Origin of the sequence: Psychrobacter sp. 5A.1 (assembly GCF_030407455.1) — a bacterium.
Lineage (GTDB): Bacteria > Pseudomonadota > Gammaproteobacteria > Pseudomonadales > Moraxellaceae > Psychrobacter.
In genome coordinates this window covers 1-20,260 of sequence record NZ_JASDDJ010000059.1, presented here as the reverse complement: position 1 = coordinate 20,260, position 20,260 = coordinate 1, and the positions used below count along the sequence as shown (strand labels likewise).

The window sequence follows — 20,260 nt, the reverse complement described above, 5'->3', positions numbered from 1 at the left end:
CGTCAAATAGCTGGCTAATATCCCGATATTATCTGCGCTATTTTTCTTGTTTGACGGCAATTTATCTCATTTTTATCACCATTTCTGAAATGAAGACACGCCCTAGGAAGTTAATACAATGACGTATAAAAATGTAACTGTCGCTGGAAGCGGCATCCTAGGCTATCAGATTGCTTTTCAAGCCGCGTTTCATGGTTTTAATGTCAGTGTCTATGACATCAATGATGAGGTTTTAGAAAAAGCAAAGGCAAAATTTCAATTGATGTGCAAAGCTTTTCGAAAGGATTTGAAGGTAACTCAAGAGCAGCTGGACATGGCCTTTGACAATCTTAGCTACACCTCAGACTTAGCAGAAGCGGTCAAAGATGCTGACCTAATGATTGAAGCCATTCCCGAGATTCCTGACATTAAAATCGAATTTTATGAAATGACTGTCATTTCAGTGACGACAAACTCATCGACCATCCCATCTGTTACTTGTACATAATTTTGGAAATGCGGGCTTTGTACATGTTGCTGAAGACACTCGTTGTTTTCCCAAATCTCATAAACAACGAAACCGTTACTATTTGCATTTTCTTGATGTAAGTCATATTGGATACAACCTTGATCATCTTGTGATGCTGCTGTCAGTTTAAGCAGCTCAGTTTTAACTTGTTCAACGTGCTCAGGTTTGGCTTTGATAGTGGCGACGATGGTAAGTGGTTTGTTTGCTTGCGTGCTCATCTATTTATCCTATGTTTATTATTATCATTGATTTAAATAGGTCCAATGTGTCTGCTAAAAGCGTCACATTGGACCTGTTAATCTAAATGGCGTTATGCGTTATGCAGACCAGCCTTCTAATACAATCTTGCCATGCGCTTGCTGTTTTTCTAGCATTTGGTGCGCACTACGTAGGTGCTCAGCGGTGATAGCCCCAAGATTGTGAGCGACCGTGGTTTTGATCTCGCCTGCATCAATCAATTTTGCCACTGCATTTAATAAATGATGCTGTTCAATCATGTCTGGCGTATTGAACATTGAGCGTGCAAACATAAACTCCCAATGCAGGCTTAAGCTCTTGGTTTTAAGAGGATTGGCATCTAATGATTTTGGATCATCAATCAGTCCAAGCTTACCCTGCGGCTTTAAGCATTTAATGATTTCTTCATAATGATCTTCAGTATTATTGAGACTCACCACATAGTCTACTTCAGCAATACCTGTTTTTTGTAGTTCATCAGACAATGGGTTGCGGTGATTGATGACATGATCAGCACCCAAATCTTTGAGCCACTGAACGCTCTCATCTCTTGAAGCCGTACCAATAATCGTGGCAGACGTTCTTGTCTTTAATAACTGAGTTAAGATAGATCCAACACCGCCCGCTGCGCCAATGACCAATACTGAGACGTTATTAGCATCCTCGCTACTACCGCTGTCATTCGCTGCGCTATCAGAGACAGGCACTTGTAAACGGTCGAACAACATCTCCCAAGCCGTAATCGTTGTGAGTGGTAATGCCGCTGCCTCAGCGAAAGATAAAGAGGCTGGCATGTGTCCAACGATACGCTCATCGACCAACTGATATTCAGCATTGCTGCCTGAACGGGTCAAATCTCCAGCATAATAGACGTTGTCGCCTACCAAGAATAAACTAACGTCTTCACCGACAGCCGTCACAGTACCGGCAGCATCCCAACCAATAACAGCATACTCACCCTCTGCGGCAGGTCGCCCTTCACGGATTTTGTAATCTACTGGATTAACTGATATGGCTTTTACTTCTACGAGAATATCGCGGCCTGAAGCAATTGGCTTATCAAGGGTAATGTCTTGTAGCGACTGTTCATTATCGATAGGTAGGTTGTTTTGATAACCAATGGCTTTGATAGTTTGCATAATATTGTGTCCTGTTTTTAATGAGAAAGTTTTTAATAATAAAATTTGAAAATATAGTTATTTGAAAATATAGTTATTTGAAAATATAGTTAGTAATGGTTCAATTGTTTGAAATTTATTGATGCTGCTAAATGTAAGTCTTATGCATCTTATGCAAAAACTGACTGCAATACTGTCTGAGTCTGCTGCTCAAGATCTGCAATGGCTGCTTGGTTTAGAGCATCAGCATGTGGTCGACCAAACGACCCTCTTGCATCGCCATGTGCGCCATCTGTTATATCGTTATCAAAGTATTTACCAGTATCGTTAGCGAACTCATCCGAGATGGCCAATGCAGTTAGGATATTTGCGCCCTTGTCTGCTGATGACCAATGCTGACCATACGCCTCGTTGGCCATTTTTGTGTTCAGCAGCGAGCCTGGATTGACGGCAATAACATTGATATCGTTGCTAGCGACGGTGTCAGCTAATGCCATACTCCACATCGTGAGTGCCAGCTTACTTTGGGCATAAGCATCCTTATCATCGAGGCGGGTCTGGCCTGCAAGTGCTTGATAAGATATTGACGCTTGCGCAGCTGAGCTTAAGTTCACGATACGCGCTTTATCAGACTGCTTTAGCAAAGGTAATAAAGCATTGGTCAGCTCATAAGGCGCTAGATAATTGACTACGAAACGTACATCCAAACCGTCTTTAGTCAATGCTGATGCCGTGGTATAAATCCCTGCGTTATTTATGAGCACATCGAGCTTTGGCAGTTTTTCATTGACGTCTGCTGCCATCTTTAGCACATCCGTTAAATCAGAAAAATCAGCCACAAACCCATCAATATTATCTACTGCTGCGCCTGTCGCGACTGCTTGAACTTCTGCAATGACGCTAGCAAGTTTGTCAACATCGCGGCCATGCAGGTACACTTGGTGCCCAGCTTCTGCCAGTTTTAGCGCTGCCAATTTGCCAATGCCATCTGTGCTGCCAGTGATTAAAATCGTTTTAGTTGTAGTTGTATTCAGAGTCATAAACCGCCCTTATTATTTGTTTGAATTATTGTTTCAGTTTTGGATACCTGTTCTATTTTATCCGTCGTGATAGCGTCCATTGTAATGAAAGTGTTGTGATTCAAACAGTAGCCATCCGCTAAAACACTTTCAATATAATTTTGAAAATAGATTGTTTTTAAGGGGTTACTTAGCTCATTATCTAAGCAGTTGTTTGTTATATTTGAGACAATAAAACCGTCAACCCAACCGTCCTGTTTAGTCTGATGCTTCTCAAACTAGGGCCTGTCCTCCATTAGCGTATCTCAATAGGATAAAATGATGAAAAACTTACAGGATTTGCGTATTGTTCATCCGCTCGACGCGCAAGCTCCGCCTTACTAACCAGGGTGAGCAGTTTTTGCAGCACTGTAAGGATGCACTGGGCATCTTGGACAATGCCTATGCGGAACTACAAAATAATGATGCTGAGCTAACTGGTACAATAAGGATGTCAGCGCCCTCGGACTTAGGGCGCAACTGCGTTTTGCGTTGGCTGGATGACTTTATGCAGACGCATCCTACAGTCGATTTGCATCTACACGTCTCTGATGGTCATGTAGATTTATACGGGCAGCAGATTGATTTGGCTCTGCGTTATGGCAGCCCAAAAGACTCTTCACTCATTGCACTGCCCATCGTTTTGGACAATCGACCTATGCTGTGTGCCTCGCCTGCGTACCTAGAGAAGTTTGGTGAACCTAAGACACCGCAATCATTGGCTGAACACAATTGTCTGTGTCTGGGACACAATGACAAATACTTTAGCCAATGGACGTTTGAACGCTCGGGCAAACAAGCGAGCGTCGCTGTATCGGGCAATCGACGCAGCAAAGATGGTGACGTGGTCAGGCGTTGGGCAATAATGGGACATGGTCTTGCACTAAAATCTCGTTTGGACATTATTTCTGATATAAAAGAAGGGCGGCTCATTGAAATTAAATTAGGGGACTGGCAAGTTGCCCCCTACCCACTGTATTTGATCTGTCCTGAACGACGATTGATTGACCCACTGTTCAATGCCGTAAAGGAATATTTAATCGACTGCGTGCAAAATGTTTTGGCTTGAATAGCGTTCAACCTTAAACAAAATACAGTCGATCCCTCTTAAAGAGCGTACGGTTCTACTGGGATAAATATTGTGCAGCCTCTGTCATGCTTGCGAGCAGCCAATGAGAAAACTTATAACCATCAGCACATAGTAAAACCTAGGGCGTGTCCTCAATTCAAACGAGTGTCCTCTAAATGGGCTAAAAACAGCTAAATTTTGCCAAACATCGTCAAATAGTTGGTCAATATCTCGATATTATCTGCACTATTTTCCTCGTTTGACGGCAATCTATCTCATTTTTATCACCATTTTTAAAATGAGGACACGCCCTAGTAGCAAGACGATAATCGTATGTATCACTTTTATGTTGGATTGACGTCACCTTCCAATACGCCAGCCTCTAAATTTGGCAAAAAAACGGTTTATTTTGTCAGAAAAGTTCAACGTCTCTGATTCTGGCACTGCTTCAACATGATGGCGAGCTGCCAATATCGGCTGCTGTACCAATCTTTCGTGATGATCAAACGCGCGATCAAGACTGATACTCATCATAGAAAAATTGGTCGGTCGTGGTAGGCAGCGATATACCTGACCTTTATTAATCAAATCAATTACCATATGTGCATCTTTGAACTCGGTCAACATGAGCACCATCAGATCAGGCTGAATATTTTTTAGCGCATAAACAATGGGAGTGATATTTTCTTTATTGAGCGTCGAATCCGTGATAGTGACGCCAAAGCGTTTTTTTTGTAATAAGCTTGCAGCCTGCTCAATATTGCTTGCCCAGCTCACGGTATAAGCACTCTTAAAATGACTTTTTATTTGCTGATAGACACTCTCATCATCATCTAACACCAATATACTACGCTTGCTATCAATGCTGGCATGAATACGGTTTTTAGTATCATGATTTTCAGTGGCATTTTGGGTGATTTCTTGGGTTTTCTGAGCAATCTCTGTGGCTTTATTAACGGTTTTTTTGAGTTCATCATTTTGCCAAGGCTTTGTGATATAGCGATAAATCTCGCCTTCATTCACAGAATCAATCACCGCATTCAGATCTGCATACCCCGTCAATAAGATACGAATAGTATTCGGGGATGCCGCCTTGATATCACGCAACACTTCTGTACCTTGCTTATCTGGCATGCGTTGATCGCTGACGACCACTTGTACCTCATTCGCGCTGATATATTCCATCAGCTCAGTGGCATCGGTGGTGGTGAATACATCGTGTGACTGTCGAAAGTGCATTTTCAAACTGCGTAAAATGCGTGGTTCATCATCGATAAAGGCAATTTTTGGTTTTTGCATGACGCTCTCTTTAAATAAGTAGTTGGAAGTCTCTCAACTTTCAAATAAGGCCTGCGAAGGTTTGGTTTTATGAGCGATAGACTGTATCGGCAGCAGGATGGTAAACGTCGTGCCCGCGCCAACGATTGAGCTGACCTCGATGCGACCGCTATGTTGTTCGATAATTTGTGCGGTGATAGCCAATCCCAATCCTGTGCCATCACCGGCTTTTTTGGTGGTAAAAAACGGCTCAAAGATCTGCGTTAAAATACTCTCTTTGATACCAGCACCATTATCTGTAATGCTAATTACCACGTCTTGTTGCGACTCATCAACAGACGAGAGGATCTGTAATGTCCCTTTATGATCCATTGGCATGGCTTGGGCGGCATTATTAAATAGATTGAGTAACACTTGGTTGATTTGCGAAGGATTGCATTGAATCAATGGTAGCTCAGCCAGACTGGTGCTGACATCTAGGGTTTTTAGGTTATTACGTGCCATCACCAAAGACGTGTTGATACAGTCATTGATATCGACCTCTTTTACCTTGGATTCGTCAATTCGAGAGAAATCACGCAAACTCACGACCAACTCCGCAATCTGATCGACGCCATACAGACCGTCTTTGATCAAATCTGCCAAATCTTCACTGATTTCATCGTCTTTAATTGCCTCGCAGCACTGCAAGGTCTCCTCTATCAATTGAGTCACTTGCGCTTGATCAGGCTCTGGTTCTTTTAACGCATGCAATAATTGATCGGTGTGCTGTATCAGCTCATCAAAACGCATAAGGTTATCACCGACCAGCTCCATATTACTACGCACGTAGCCCAAAGGCGTATTGACCTCGTGCGCCACGCCTGCCACCATCTGACCGAGTGTGGCCATTTTTTCGGAGCGCACCAGATGCACTTGTGAGGCTTTCAATTCGTCCATGGCTTGCTGCAGGTCTTTCGTACGGGCGGTCACTTGGTTTTCGAGATGGACATTTATTTCAGCAAGCGCGCCTTCGTTTTCGACGACACGATCAATCAGTTGATTGGTCTGCTCGCTGATGACTTGGATTTCACTGACATTTGAGTGTGGCAATTTATGCGCGCTTAATTTTTGATATTGTTTTTGCTCAATCAATGTGCCCATATCAGCCACGGCCAGTGCCATGTGCTTCAATGGACGCGTAAAGTAGCGACGAAACACCCATGCAGTCAGTAATAAAATCGGAATAAAACCCAATAGCATGGCTTGAATCAGCTGGTTTGACAGTGCATTTGCCACGCTCATCATGTCATTATCAGGCTTGACGATGACCATCTTCCAATACGTAAATGGCATCCGAAACACAAAAGCGGTGGCCGACTGCTGCAACACAAAATCATTGGGCACAGCGATGGTATCGACCAAATGACTGTCGACCAAGTTAAACGTCTGATCGATGTTCAACAGCAATAATGCGGAGAGTAATTGGGATTCTTGTTCGCTGACTTTGTCCAAATTGGTCGTGCTTAAGATACTACGGGCGGCGAGCGTGAAACGGCCTTCATCTTTGGCAGTCGCTTCATCGATCAGTGTGCGATTGATACTATCTAGGCGATCAGCAATAGGTGCAAAGCTAGGGTTTTTCTTGGCCAATTGATGTGCGGTTACCATTTCGCCCTGAGGATTATCTTCCGTCACTTGAGTGACCATCGACTGATCAGGAAAGGTCAAAAACCGATTGTCCAAGTCTACCAAGAAGACGTATCCACCTACCTTATCTTGCCATTTTTTCATGGCATCATCGAGATTATCCAATAACAGATTAAAACTCACCACGCCATCAAAAGCTTGATTACGACTGTCATATAATGACTTGGCACAAGTCATCATCGGCTGATTGCTCACGGGATCCACATACGCACGGCTCCAGACACAGTGGTCATGACGCGCATACATCGCTGGAATGTACCACCAATCTCGATAATAGGGATTGGGCGTTTGGCTCACTTGATTATAACGTTCTGATGGTTGCATGTTGCCTGCCTCATCACGCGCCCACACAAACGACTGACGCTCTCGACCTTGCTCATACATATTGGGGTCAAACCATACGCCGCCGCCCACGATTCGCAGGTCCGTCTGCTGCATGAGATTGCCAAAGGTTTCTTTATAAAGGGCGTCTTCTTTTGGCAAGCCACCAGCCATCGTACTGGTCGCCTTTGCCAATCCATCGACATGGCTGATACTCGCCATGATGCTGTTGATCGCTTCATTACCCGTTTCAACCACTGTTTCTGAAGTCATCTCTAGTAGGCGCGGCTTCGCTTGGGTTTCAATAACCCAGTACACCATCAGAATAATCAATGAAAAAGCCAATGCCAAAATAATCAGCATGCGCGTGGAAATACTACCAAGCCGATTAGCCATACTCATAAACAAACCTTGTATTGATGCGCCTACTGTTATCAATGACTCATTTAATAAGTCAAGACACCAGCCATACGCAGCCACCATTCATAATGAGCTCAAGGATACGATGCGGTTATGACAATATGATGACAAAAGTCGTGTTTTTAGGGTTTGTCCTCATTTTAAACATAACAAAAAAAAATGCGCCAAATTGCTGTCAAACAAAAAAACAGCGCAGACAATACCATAAGCATTTTGATTACTATTCATCATTCATCCCTGATTAATTTATTTAGTGATAAGTTAAGGTTTATCATTGACGACATCTTTTGCCTGTAGACTATAATTTTATAACAGCGCTTAGAAGTTTGTCGTGCACACGACAATTCCTCAATAAATGAGAGATAAATACGTTTAAATATTCATAGTAGAGGTATGAATTAGCCCTTAATCTATATTCAATAAACCGATTTCAGCTTGCCGGAATATTGGTATTCTGTGAAAATACGGAGGTTCTGTAGAAATAAAATAGGGAAATACGAAATGACATTCTCGAAGTCAGTAACCTATTTGCAGACTCGCTAAAGGAATAGACCTCCGCTAATTCTAACAAAACGGACAAGTAATATAATCATGAAAAAATCAGCGCAAACACTTTTTAGCCGAGTTGGTCTGACTGCTGTCATTGCCGCCTCATTGATATCTGGACAAGTACAAGCAGCAGACAGCGACAGTCATCTGAAAAGCACAGTAGATGCACAAGCCAAGTCGCTAATGAAAGCACATGATATTCCAGGTATGGCGTTTGGTATTATTGTCGATGGAAAGTCGTCTTTTTATAACTACGGTTTGGCTGACAAACAATCTGGCAAGGCTGTTTCAGAAAACACTATCTTTGAGTTGGGCTCTATCAGTAAGACCTTTGCCGCGACTTTGGCCAGTTACTCCGAACTCAATGGCACACTCGACTTGGAGGATACCGCTGATAAATACATTCCTTATCTACAAGACAGCGCCATTGGTAATACCAAGCTTATCAACCTAGCCACCTATTCGGCTGGTGGTCTACCACTTCAAGTACCTAACGATGTCAAAAACAATAAGGAATTGCTCCGCTACTATAAGTCGTGGCAACCTGCCTTCCCTATCAACTCAAAACGTCTATACTCTAACGCCAGTATAGGACTGTTCGGCCATATATCAGCCTTGAGTATGGGCGCGGATTACACACAGGTGATGGAAGATAAAATACTACCCTTACTCAATATGCCTAGTACCTTTGTCAATGTTCCTAACGACAAAATGGACGATTATGCGTTTGGTTATAACGCTGCTGGAGAGCCGATAAGAGTTAACCCTGGGATTTTGGACGCCGAAGCTTATGGTATTAAATCAATCAGCGCGGATATGACCCATTACATGGCGGCTAATATGGGGTTAATCCCTTTAGATAAAGATATTCAACAGTCATTGCAAAACACTAGAAAGGGATACTATCAAGCGAGCACTGTTACACAGGGATTGGCGTGGGAGATGTATCCATTCCCCACTCAGCTAGACACATTGCTTGAAGGTAATTCAACGGATGTGGTGCTCAAACCACAGCCCATCATAGCAAACAATCAGCCGACACCTGTTTTAAACGATGTATGGGTGAACAAGACAGGCGCTACCAATGGATTAGGTGGATATATCGCTTATATTCCCGCAAAAAAATCTGGCATTGTTATTTTGGCAAATAAGAACTACCCCAACGCAGAAAGGGTCAAAGCGGCTTACACCATCCTGCAAAGTGCGATGGCTAATTGAAGTAGAAGAAAACAGAACGTTGCTGTGTCTCTAGTGATATTCACCTTTTTTAAACCAAGATAATGAATGTAAAAAAGTCCTTTATATCAGTATAAAGGACTTTTTTTTCTGAAGTTGAGAGTGTTAATTTGTACTATTTATCAAACTCTTTAAAATCTGCTTTACGAATTTTGGCATGAATACCTTTGGTCTTATCCACGACTTGCGATACTTCAAAATCTGTCGCTGCACTTAGGTAAGCATAAGCGATCGCCTCATCAATACCATACTCTTGATTTAAGAAACGAATCGCTTCACGAGTAGACTTCTTCATCGCTTCATCCAAATCTTCATCTAGCCCTGGCGTGATCCAAAATTCAGCATTCTCTGCCAAAGGTTGCACAATTTCTTTACCTGGAATCTTGTCCTTACCTGCTTTTAGCAATGTAAATTTAAAAGTGGCGCGAGCAGATGCTTCAAGGGCAGTCAATGCAACCTCGCCATCGCCTTGGGCAAAGTGGCTGTCACCTGTATAAAACAGTGCACCTGCCACTTGTACCGGATAATAAACCGTCGCCCCTGCACCCAATTCATTGATATCAATATTGCCACCATACATAGCAGGTGGAACTGAATGTACTCGCTCTGAGGTGTTTGCTGCGACACCCATTAGACCCATAAATGGACTGAGTGGAAAACGTATAGACTTACCAGAATCTGTTTTTAGGATACCTTCGTATTCACCTTTGGCATTTTTTTCGATAGGCGTAAATACGGAGACATTGCCGTAGCGCTCAGGGTGAGCGGCAGACGCATTATTTTGCTTTGCTTTTTTGGGAAACTCGCCTGCCAATGCGCCTTTGCCATGGCGGTTAGAGATGACACCCTACGGCACGCGCGGTTCAACGTTGATGACTTCTACTTTTAGGATATCGCCTGGTTGCGCCCCTTTGATTTCGATAGGGCCTGTCACGATATGTGGACCATCTTTATCAAAGTCATGTTTTAATTTTGATTTTGTTATTGTTTTTGCTTCATCTAAAATAAAGTCGTCTTTGACCCCTTTTGACTTAAAGTATTTTGCTGCATCACGGCCCTGATCTTCGAGCAGACCTTCGTGTGAGACGGTATCAAAAGTCACCACACTACCAGAGGCAACAGACATAACGGGACTGGCGTCTCTGTTGGGCAAATATCCCCATGTTATGGTGTCTAAAGTAGAAGGTACATAGTAATTGCCTTTATATTCACCACTACTCAACTGAGTAGGTTTATCTGCTATTTGCTTAAGAACCGTAAAGTCTTCTGCTTGGGATACTGATATACCAAACGCGCTTAGAATAAACAATGAAAGAATGGTTTTTTTAAACATAGAACATACCCTCTTTAGTTAAAGCATGACAATATTGTCATACCTGTATAAGGGCAAGTTCTATGCCATGGGCAAAACGGTGTTTTCTACTAAAGTTAGGGATAAAAGCACTATATTGATACAATTGTTTGCTTTATCGTGGTGCCTCAGCAAAAAAAGAGCATTATTTTAGAGCATAGATATTGCATGTAGAGGTATTAAATTAAAAAATATTGAATGAAACGATAATGGATAGAGAACTGTACTATCAATCTTATTTTAAGTCACGCTATGCAAATTGGCGTTCGAACGATGACCGATTTTCAATATAGGCTGACTGGCAAATAAGACAATCACACCAACTAATGAAAACACACCAAAGGCGTAGAACGCAGTAGCAGCACCATACCGATCCACAATCAAACCAGTAAAGATGACGGGGACACTAAACCCTATATATGCCATCAGAAAATAGCCTGCACTTGCACGTGCCTGCTCATTGCCGGCAGAGCGTGCGACTCCTAGCATACCGCCCAAGTAGACAAAGCCATAGCAACTAGTACTGGCCAAAAATGCCGCCAAAAGAATGACTGGTAGGTTAGCATTCAACGTCCCCCAAGCCAATAAAGCATAAGCTGGTAGTAAGATCAGAAGACCAAGCTTGCTTGAAACTTGAGGGTCAAGTTTTCGGGCGATTGGCTGAACGATCAATCCACAACTGATGGCTAACATAGAGGATATCCCTGCATACTTAGCGAGTCCATGCGTGGCCAGTACTGAGGGAATAACTGACAGTACCAAACCTGTCGTCGCCCAACAAATCAAAATACCGCTGCCATACCAGATGACCTCACGGTTAAAATAAGGTAGCCGTAGCATAGAGGTGGGCAAATTAGTGCGTTTAGGTGCTGTCTCTGGTAATTGATATAACAAAAACATAGCGAACAGCCCGCTCGCTAGCAATAAGAAAAAACTGGCTGGCTGATTGGTTTCATAAAGCATCAAAGAAACCGTCGTCAATACAGGGCCAAGACCAAAACCTATCGTTGTACTGGCCGTCACCCACGCTGTCGCACGCATCGTATCTGATGAACCAAGCAGCTCAATCATATAGGCAGTCGCCGTAGCAGCCATCAGAGCCGTTCCCACACCCAGTACGAATCGTGCTACTGCTAATGCTCGCGTGTATGGATAAAACAACATAAGAGCCGTCGCTGCTATCGATAGGGCTAGAGAGATTAAAATCACCTTGCGCCGTCCAATTCGATCAGACAATCCACCAAAAGCCAACAATACAGGTATGACACCCAACACATAAAAGGAGAACGCTATCGTGGTTGCTAGTACGCCATAGCCATCATTGTGTGCATAAACGGCATAAAGCGGCCCTTGGATATTGACGCTTGTCGTTATCACACATAAGGCAAAGGCCAGATATTTATTATAGTTTTTCGTGGTCATATATCGCTGCTTTTTGAATAATCATCGTTGAATTGACTGAGGTAAGTGCGTTTCACAATAGAAACACATCTACCTCTACATCGTTTACGTTTAATAATTAAAACAAAAGCACAGTAGGTTATCTATATACAATACAGTACAATTAGACAGAACTGTTTGGTCTATAAAACCCATACAGTTGGGATATCCTACCCATATATCGTCATAGCTGTAACCTTGAGATAAGACCTTCATAAAAGCCGCCCTACCAAAAACTGTAAAAAATATGAATAAGAAGCTAACACGCATCGAAGTTGTCATGGCTGACGTAAAAGAGAAAATAGCGACTGTCATCTACATGCCAGAGTCGCGACTACCCTCCGTCCGTGCCGCTGCCAAAGATTATGGGTTCTCGCCATCTACCGTGGTTGAAGCCTACGAGCGCCTGCAAACTGAGGGCATTATTTACTCCCGTCCTGGTGCAGGGTTCTATGTGGCAGAGACGACAGCGCCGCTATCATTGACAGATATAGCGCCAAAAATTGATCGAGTGGTAGATCCATTGTGGGTATCACGGCAGTCGCTGGAGCCACCCGATGGTGCGCTAAAGCCAGGCTGTGGCTGGTTGCCAGCGGACTGGCTATTTGAGGCAGGTATGCGCCGTGGTCTGCGAAATGTGGCCAAGGCTGACGCATCCATTATCAGTGAGTATGCAACGCCGTTAGGGCTGTTAGCATTGCGTCAACTACTCACACGGCGTATGGCAGGATTAAGTATCAATGCAGAACCGTCACAGGTCATATTGACAGATTCAGGCACTCAGGCGATAGATTTGATTTTTCGATTTTTGCTGACGCCAGGTGATACGGTTGTCGTCGATGATCCTTGTTATTTTAACTTTCGAGCACAGCTGCTTGCCCATCGGGTCAAAGTGGTTGGCGTCCCTTATACGCCAAATGGGCCAGATGTAGAGGCCTTTGCAGCGATTTTAGATGAGCATAAGCCGCGCCTGTACATCACCAATGCTGCCATTCATAATCCTACGGGCGCAACGTTATCACCTGCTACGGCATACCGTGTATTACAATTGGCTCAGACTGCTGGTTTGTACATTATCGAAGACGATATTTTTGCAGATTTTGAAGTCAAGCCTGCGGCGAGATTGGCGGCTTTGGATGGGTTATCACGCGTATTCTATATCGGCAGTTTTTCTAAAACGTTATCCGCATCCCTACGCTGTGGTTATATTGCAGCGCCTACAGAGTGGGTTGAGAGTTTGGTAGATTTAAAGATAGCGACTGGCTTTGGTGGCAGTCAGTTAGCAGCGGCGGTTGTGTTCTCAGCATTGACTGATAGCGGCTACCGTAAGCATATGAATGATATCCATACTCGGCTGGCAAGCGCGCGTACTCATACGCTACCACGATTGGCTAAATTAGGCATCGTACCGTGGCTGCTCCCACAAGCAGGTATGTTCTTATGGTGCCGATTACCTGAGAATAATAATGCGACCGAATTGGCCAATCGCTGTTTATCACAGGGTGTGGTATTGGCGCCGGGCAACGTTTTTAGCCAATCGGACAATGCTGAGAACTTTATGCGGTTCAATGTGGCACAGATGAGTCATTCAAAAGTTTTCGAGGTATTGGCTAAATCGTTAGACTGACCAATCAGAGACTTATATAGTCATTCCACTATAAAAGCATTACAGCGTTAACCTCGTTTGAAGTATCAAATGTACATCTATACTCGGTTGCCTTGTACTACTTTTAAATTGAATCGACTATAGTGCTAGTACCGTCTTATTATATAGTGACCTTTCGACTATAATTCTAAGCCTAAATATCAGCCAAGTATAAGCCAAACACAATCAAATCTAATCACTTCCGACAACGGATAATAACTCTCTAGGATAGCTCATATGTCCCCTATATATACTGCATTGGCTGTACTGGTTACCTTTATCTGGGGCGTAAATTTTACTTTTATTGCGTGGGGTCTTGAGAGCTTTCCGCCATTGATGCTTACCGCCCTGCGTTTTTTCTTTACTGCTGTGCCTCTGGTTTTATTTCTACAGCCGCCTAAATTCAACCGTACCTTGTTTATTTATGCCATCGGTACATTTGTCATGCAATACGCCTTTGTCTTTACAGCGATGCATCTGGGTTCATCCCCAGGGCTGACGGCACTACTGCTACAAATTCAGATTTTTATCACGGTTTTGCTAGCGTACTTTATATTGGGCGAAGCAGTCAGCCGTATGCAAATCGTTGGTATGTTGGTCGGTGTACTAGGACTCAGCGTGATTGCGTTAAACCTTGGCGGCGATATGCCTTTGGCAGGGTTTGTCTGTATTTTGATTGCGGCCATTGGTTGGAGCTTTGGTAATATTGCCTCCAAGCAAGCATCAAAACAGGCCTCAGAAAAAGCGTCAGAGCAAACGGCTCTAAAAGCGATGCAGCAAGGAACAAGGGTATCTGTTGCCCCATCTAGCACTGGAAAAAATAAAGCATCTGCTTTGTCTGCGCTAGCGCTGGTAGTCTGGGGCGGTCTCATTGCTTGCGTGATGTTGACGATATCTTCTCTTACATTCGAGACTGATGCATGGCAGCTGGCGACGTTTACTGAAGCATCACTCAAGTCTTGGCTCTCACTTGGGTTTATCGTCTATATCTCAACCTTAATTGGCTTTGGCCTGTGGGCACACTTACTCAGTCAAAATACCGCCTCCAAGGTTATGCCGTTTGCACTATTGGTGCCCGTATTCGGTATGGTGACCTCAGTACTACTCACAGGAGAAGTAGTGACGTGGTGGAAAATGCTGGCCATGATGTTGATCTTATCAGGACTGTTATTAGCAAATGTGAAGATAAAAATGAAAAGAAAGGCTATTTGAACGGTTACTCAGTTTTATCTTGACTCGCTATTACCGTCCAGTTAAGGTTTATTCATAGTATTTAAATTGCTCACCGTGACTGATACTAGTAAGAAATCAATCTATACCAGCTTTGTTTTATATACGTCATATTTAGAAGGTGGCCCCTGCTCTTAAGTTTACTGTTCTTAAGTGTTAAGTCACAACCGACATGGAAGCCGAAAACTGACGTGGTTTGCTCTGTTATCAAGTAAAAAATACAGAGCGCACCGTAGTCTACAAATTTTGAGGTGATTTGCATGCGTATAGACATACCGACTTACCATGATCGTCTGCTGCAGAAACTCTCAAAGCTGATGGTCTCACCTCGATTATGCTTTGCGTTTTTTCTATTCATCATCATTATTATCTCGCTGTTATTCACTGGTTGCGCAAAACGAGTCTGGAACAAGCCCATTGTAGAGAAGAGCACTGCTCGTTATGACTTTCATAACAATCTGCCTAAAAACTCAGATGATGTTTTCGTTGTGCTGGCCTTTTCTGGTGGTGGTACTCGCGCAGCAGCACTCAGTTACGGCGTGCTAGAAAAGCTCCGTGATACACCAGTGACGATCAATGGCATAGAGCGCCGATTATTAGATGAGGTGGATGTGATCTCTTCGGTATCGGGTGGTAGCTACACAGCCGCTTATTATGGGCTATTCGGTGATGATATTTTTGAGAAGTTTGCACCAGAATTCTTGTATGAAGACTGGCAGTCACGACTGATTAGACTTGCGATACGTCCGCAAAGCCTGATAGCGATGAGCAGTTCTGAATACAATCGTGGGGATTTGGTGGCCAACCACTTAAATGACCGTTTGTTTCAGCAGAAAACCTTTGCTGATATGGGGCGTGGCAAACTGCCTTATGTGATCCTAAATGCGAGTGATTTGAACAATGCCATGACTTTTTCATTCACTCAGCAGCAGTTCGATTTTTTATGTTCGGATGTATCGAGCTATCCAGTGGCCAACGCGGTGATGGCCTCTTCCTCAGTACCTGGCATCTTTGCCCCTATTGCCCTACACAATTTTTCTGATTGTCCACAGCGCTCGCAGCCGTGGGTTGACGAGGCACTCAATCAAGAAGATCATTTGCCACGTAGTTACGCGATAGCTCGTGCATTGGATCGTTATTCGCAGCCAGATCGGATGTCAGTAGTACGTTTGGTAGATGGCGGAGTGACCGACAATTTAGGCGTGCGTGGTTCGATGATGGGCCCTGTCACTCAATATGGCGATGTGCCAAACATGGCGGGGGCATTCAGTCCTGCTAAATTACGTCAAGTCAAACAAGTGCTGGTCGTTGTTGCCAATGCCCAAACTTATTCAGAGCATGAGTGGTCTGTAGACAGTAAAGACCCGAGTTTTCTCGACACCATTTCGGCGGCGAGCGAAGTCGCATTAGGGACTTTGAACAATGAAACCATCTCATTGGCCAAAAGAGAGTTCGTACAATGGGGAGAGCATGTAAACGCTCAGCGACCTGCAAACGCGCCTCAGGTTGAAGTCCATTTTTCTATATTAACTTTTGATCAGGTTAAAGATAAAACAGAGCGTGCAAAATTCGATGCCATGCCAACCACCTTCCATTTACAACCTGAACAAGTGGATGATTTGCGGTATTTGGGCAGTGATTTGCTTGAACAATCTAAAGAATTTCAACGTTTTCGCAACGCCCTCCAGTGATTATCTATGGCGTTCAGAATGCCTAGAGCGTGTTGAGCATTCGCAAATAGGCACTGCTGATCGCTTTGGCATTTGAAATGAGCGGCTAATGATGACCTATAAAAATCAGACCATCATTGACCGCTTTTTATTTTCTACAGCTTTTTTTATCGTTATCGTAAATCATCAACGACAGCCAGCATTGCTATTAGCGAAGCTTCCCCTAATTTGATAGAACGCTCTGGTGACCAACCCATCTCTTCATCAGGCAGATTATCATTGTCTTTGAACGGCATCTCCAACGTATTCGCAAGACAGTCAAAACGCTCTGCCACCCAATTGGTCGCAACAGTCATATTTGCCTCACTCGGCGCATCAATCTCATAGCCAAATTCAGACTGAAAATCAGCACTGGCCAGCTTTAATACGTCTGAAAATCTATCGCGCAGACCAGCGAGACGGTCACTATAGCTTGGCGTCCCTTGCGAGCCAGCGAGGAATACGTAAGGCAATGCTTCATCACCATGCACATCATAAAACAGATCAACGCCCGTCGCTTCCATTTTATGAATCACATGAAATACTTCAGGGCTTTTGTCTAAGCTTGGACTTTGCCATTCACGGTTTAGGTTGGTTCCGACAGCGTTAGTACGCAGGTGTCCGCGTACACTGCCATCAGGGTTCATGTTAGGAACAATATAGAAGTTGGCCTTGTCTAATAACTGTTTGCCTGTCGCATTATCGCTATCTAACAAACTATACAACAAACCCTCGACCAACCATTCAGCCATCGTTTCACCGGGGTGCTGACGGGCGGTAATCCATATATTGCGCTTGTGCGTAGCCCCATCCCCAATTTTGACTAAGGTTAGGTCACGTTTATCAAGCGTTTCGCCTAAATGCTCTAAGGTCACTAGCGGATGCACTTGCACGGCGGCCAATAAATCTTGATGACGCTCATAGCTATAAGGCGCAAAATAAGCAATCTGAATGGTTTCGCATTCTAACTCTGCCACGATGGTCAATTTGCCCTCTTTATAAGAGGTTGGCAGACGGAACCAATGCTGACGATCGTACGAAGCAACCGCTTGGTAGTTCTCCCATCCTTCCAGATATGACGCCTCTCCTGCATTCAGAATATTGAGAACATACTGCTCTCCTATTTGACCTGACAGACGAAAGTTAAACCACTGAAAAAACTCGCCGCCAACGTCTGGACAAATCGCTAATTGAATGTCGTTTTTGTCATCAGTATTGATAACATCAATATTACCTGCGTCGAAATTAGCCGTGATATGCATAACCGCTCCTTAGTTTTTTTATGATTGTGTTTTAAAAAGTATGTTCGTTATCGACTTACTGTTTTACCTACTGCTTTTTAATAATTTCTAGCTTTGTATAGGCCGTGCCCTCAATTCCAACAATAACTGTTAAATGGTCTAAAAATGGCTAAACCTTTGCCAAACTGCGTCAAGTAGCTTGCTAGTATCTCGATACTACCTGCACTACTTTCTTCGTTTGACTTCAATTTATCTCATTTTTATCTCCATTTTCAAAATGAGGACACGCTCTAGACATACATTTACTTGGTCATTACAAGCTCGTTTTCAAGGCAATCATCTATCAAATTTATCTATTTAGATTGAATATCTATCATTGACTGGGTCGTGCCCTCAATTCAATCGATAGTCATCTAAATAGGTTAAAAGTGGCTAAATCTTGCCAAACGGTGTCAAATAGCTGACTAATATCTCGATATTATCTGCGCTATTTTTCTTGTTTGACTGCCATTTATCTCATTTTTATCACTATTTTTGAAATGAAGACACGCCCTGGTATGACGTTAACTGAAGATAATGCGTAGGGAGATATCATGAGGTTACTAATTGCCTTAGGTGGTAATGCTTTATTAAAACGTGGAGAGCCGCTATCTGCTCATAACCAACGCCAAAACATCAAGACGGCCGTTGAGCAGATCAGTAAGATCACGGAGGGTAACGAGTTAGTCATTGCTCACGGTAATGGCCCCCAAGTCGGTTTGCTTGCGTTGCAAGGCGCGGCTTACACTGAAGTCGATACTTACCCATTAGACGTTTTGGGCGCAGAAACAGAAGGTATGATTGGCTACATCATCGAGCAAGAGCTTGGGAATGTCCTGCCGAGAGACTCATCCATTGCCACCCTACTCACTCAAGTAGAAGTCGACCGTAAAGACCCTGCTTTTAACAATCCAACCAAGCCTATTGGTCCTGTATACTCAAAAGAGGAAGCAGAAAAGCTAAGTGCGCAAAAAGGCTGGGTTGTTAAAGCCGATGGTCAATATTTTAGGCGAGTGGTTGCAAGCCCTAAGCCCAAAAAGATATTTGAGCTAAAACCCATACAGTGGCTGCTTGAAAAAGGCGCGATTGTGATCTGTGCAGGTGGAGGTGGTATTCCAACGGCATTTGATGAAGATGGCTGTTTGCGAGGGGTCGAAGCAGTAATCGATAAAGATTTGTGCGCATCCTTACTTGCCCGTAGCCTTGAATGTGAGTTATTGGTGATTGCCACAGATGTGGCGTATGTTTATACAGACTTTGGAACTGACAAACAACGAAGCATCTTGCAGGCGCATCCAGACGCATTAAGTGAGCTTGATCTTCCTGCGGGCTCTATGGGACCAAAAGTTGCAGCGGCTTGCGAGTTTGCGCGTGCGACTGGAAACACCGCCATAATCGGCTCACTGACCAATATTGCTCAGACACTTGAGGGAGGTGGCGGTACTCGTGTTTCAACGGAGTACGAAGGCCTCACATATGCCGCTGTATCTCCGAAAAACACAGCATAACTCCTCAATTTAATCTGTCGTTTTACGATATACAAGATTTTTTGAGTCGTTCCTGAAATAACCGGCTTAGCAGTCATTTATCGCGTTCAAATAATATCTAGCTTGAGTATGCGCGGTCTTATTAATTGTTAAAGTACTCAGTCCAGCTCATATGTTCGCGCCCCACTACCTTGGCAAAATCGCTTTGGTTGTGCATAGCACCTATTGCTATTTGCTCGTAAATACCAGCGATCACTGTACCGATAAACTCGCCTAGTTCATCAATACGGTCTTGTTTGAACGCCTCCACGGTCATATAGCGATAACTAAGCGTTGTACCAAACCTGTCATTTAAGTACTGAGTGAGCTGCTGCTGGGTAATGGATTCACCATTTAAATTATAAATATTGGCATCGTGCTTAGCATTGATTAGCATTTGGCTATAAGCGACCGCCAATTCTTCATGAGTGGTATAGCCACACTTGCCCTCACCTGCACAGTTGGCAATCTTACCTTGCACCTTATAGCTATCGATATAATCCACATCAGGCTCGATATTGTAGTGGCATAATAAACTTGGACAGCTGCTAAGAGGTTATACTAACCCAAAGAAGGAAAATAGTATGACCAACAAA

Annotated in this window: 15 protein-coding genes and 1 pseudogene; 7 read left to right on the top strand and 9 right to left on the bottom strand. The window is 43.6% G+C overall.

The features are described from left to right. Positions 1-118: 118 nt before the first annotated feature. On the top strand, positions 119-487 hold the full coding sequence (locus QL982_RS11740) for a 3-hydroxyacyl-CoA dehydrogenase NAD-binding domain-containing protein (protein WP_290190338.1): 369 nt from the start codon (positions 119-121) through the stop codon (positions 485-487). On the opposite strand, the gene QL982_RS11735 is transcribed toward QL982_RS11740, so the two are convergent. The 3 genes from QL982_RS11735 to QL982_RS11725 all read right to left on the bottom strand — a co-directional run bounded on the left by QL982_RS11735 (position 421) and on the right by QL982_RS11725 (position 2,903). Next, positions 421-726: a putative quinol monooxygenase gene (locus QL982_RS11735; RefSeq protein WP_201569072.1), complete on the bottom strand. Its 306-nt coding sequence runs from the start codon at positions 724-726 to the stop codon at positions 421-423. The genes QL982_RS11740 and QL982_RS11735 overlap by 67 nt on opposite strands. Before the next feature lie 99 nt (positions 727-825). Beyond that, the gene (locus tag QL982_RS11730; RefSeq protein ID WP_290164430.1) at positions 826-1,875 is read right to left on the bottom strand and encodes a zinc-binding alcohol dehydrogenase family protein; all 1,050 of its coding nucleotides are present in this window, start codon (positions 1,873-1,875) and stop codon (positions 826-828) included. Positions 1,876-2,033: 158 nt separating this feature from the next. Then, a complete protein-coding gene (locus QL982_RS11725) occupies positions 2,034-2,903 on the bottom strand; it encodes an SDR family NAD(P)-dependent oxidoreductase (protein WP_290164425.1) in 870 nt (289 codons plus the stop codon). 325 nt (positions 2,904-3,228) lie between these two features. Between QL982_RS11725 and QL982_RS11720 the strand changes: the two genes are divergently transcribed. Continuing rightward, on the top strand, positions 3,229-3,990 hold the full coding sequence (locus QL982_RS11720; protein ID WP_290190337.1) for a LysR family transcriptional regulator: 762 nt from the start codon (positions 3,229-3,231) through the stop codon (positions 3,988-3,990). 360 nt (positions 3,991-4,350) lie between these two features. Here the strand turns inward: QL982_RS11720 and QL982_RS11715 are convergent, their stop codons facing one another. Together QL982_RS11715 and QL982_RS11710 are read right to left on the bottom strand one after the other, a co-directional pair. Further along, positions 4,351-5,289: a response regulator gene (locus QL982_RS11715; protein WP_290164423.1), complete on the bottom strand. Its 939-nt coding sequence runs from the start codon at positions 5,287-5,289 to the stop codon at positions 4,351-4,353. Between the two features lie 33 nt (positions 5,290-5,322). Then, positions 5,323-7,680 carry an ATP-binding protein gene (locus QL982_RS11710; protein WP_290164421.1) on the bottom strand — a complete coding sequence of 786 codons (2,358 nt, stop codon included), beginning with the start codon at positions 7,678-7,680 and terminating at the stop codon, positions 5,323-5,325. A gap of 609 nt (positions 7,681-8,289) precedes the next feature. Here QL982_RS11710 and ampC point away from each other — a divergent pair. Beyond that, the gene (gene ampC, locus QL982_RS11705; RefSeq protein ID WP_290164420.1) at positions 8,290-9,465 is read left to right on the top strand and encodes a class C beta-lactamase; all 1,176 of its coding nucleotides are present in this window, start codon (positions 8,290-8,292) and stop codon (positions 9,463-9,465) included. 133 nt (positions 9,466-9,598) lie between these two features. On the opposite strand, the pseudogene QL982_RS11700 reads toward ampC, so the two are convergent. Next, positions 9,599-10,816 (bottom strand): annotated as a pseudogene (locus QL982_RS11700) (acetamidase/formamidase family protein). Between the two features lie 258 nt (positions 10,817-11,074). Next, positions 11,075-12,256, bottom strand: a complete 1,182-nt coding sequence (locus QL982_RS11695; protein ID WP_290164419.1) for an MFS transporter — start codon at positions 12,254-12,256, stop codon at positions 11,075-11,077. 265 nt (positions 12,257-12,521) lie between these two features. Between QL982_RS11695 and QL982_RS11690 the strand changes: the two genes are divergently transcribed. The 3 genes from QL982_RS11690 to QL982_RS11680 all read left to right on the top strand — a co-directional run bounded on the left by QL982_RS11690 (position 12,522) and on the right by QL982_RS11680 (position 16,840). Continuing rightward, positions 12,522-13,901 (top strand): PLP-dependent aminotransferase family protein, encoded by a 1,380-nt coding sequence (locus tag QL982_RS11690; RefSeq protein ID WP_290164417.1) that lies wholly within the window; start codon positions 12,522-12,524, stop codon positions 13,899-13,901. Positions 13,902-14,156: 255 nt separating this feature from the next. Then, complete coding sequence (locus tag QL982_RS11685) at positions 14,157-15,131, top strand: EamA family transporter (RefSeq protein ID WP_290164415.1); 975 nt, start codon at positions 14,157-14,159, stop codon at positions 15,129-15,131. 278 nt (positions 15,132-15,409) lie between these two features. Continuing rightward, positions 15,410-16,840, top strand: coding sequence for a patatin-like phospholipase family protein (locus tag QL982_RS11680; protein ID WP_290164414.1), 1,431 nt, complete (start codon positions 15,410-15,412; stop codon positions 16,838-16,840). Positions 16,841-16,992: 152 nt separating this feature from the next. Here QL982_RS11680 and QL982_RS11675 read toward each other — a convergent pair whose 3' ends face one another. After that, entirely contained in the window at positions 16,993-18,120 is a 1,128-nt protein-coding gene (locus QL982_RS11675) for a M14-type cytosolic carboxypeptidase (protein ID WP_290164413.1), read from the bottom strand. A 572-nt stretch (positions 18,121-18,692) separates the two neighbouring features. Between QL982_RS11675 and arcC the strand changes: the two genes are divergently transcribed. Beyond that, positions 18,693-19,646: a carbamate kinase gene (gene arcC / locus QL982_RS11670; protein ID WP_290190336.1), complete on the top strand. Its 954-nt coding sequence runs from the start codon at positions 18,693-18,695 to the stop codon at positions 19,644-19,646. A 121-nt stretch (positions 19,647-19,767) separates the two neighbouring features. Here the strand turns inward: arcC and QL982_RS11665 are convergent, their stop codons facing one another. Then, complete coding sequence (locus QL982_RS11665; RefSeq protein ID WP_290166202.1) at positions 19,768-20,169, bottom strand: hypothetical protein; 402 nt, start codon at positions 20,167-20,169, stop codon at positions 19,768-19,770. Positions 20,170-20,260 lie beyond the last annotated feature (91 nt).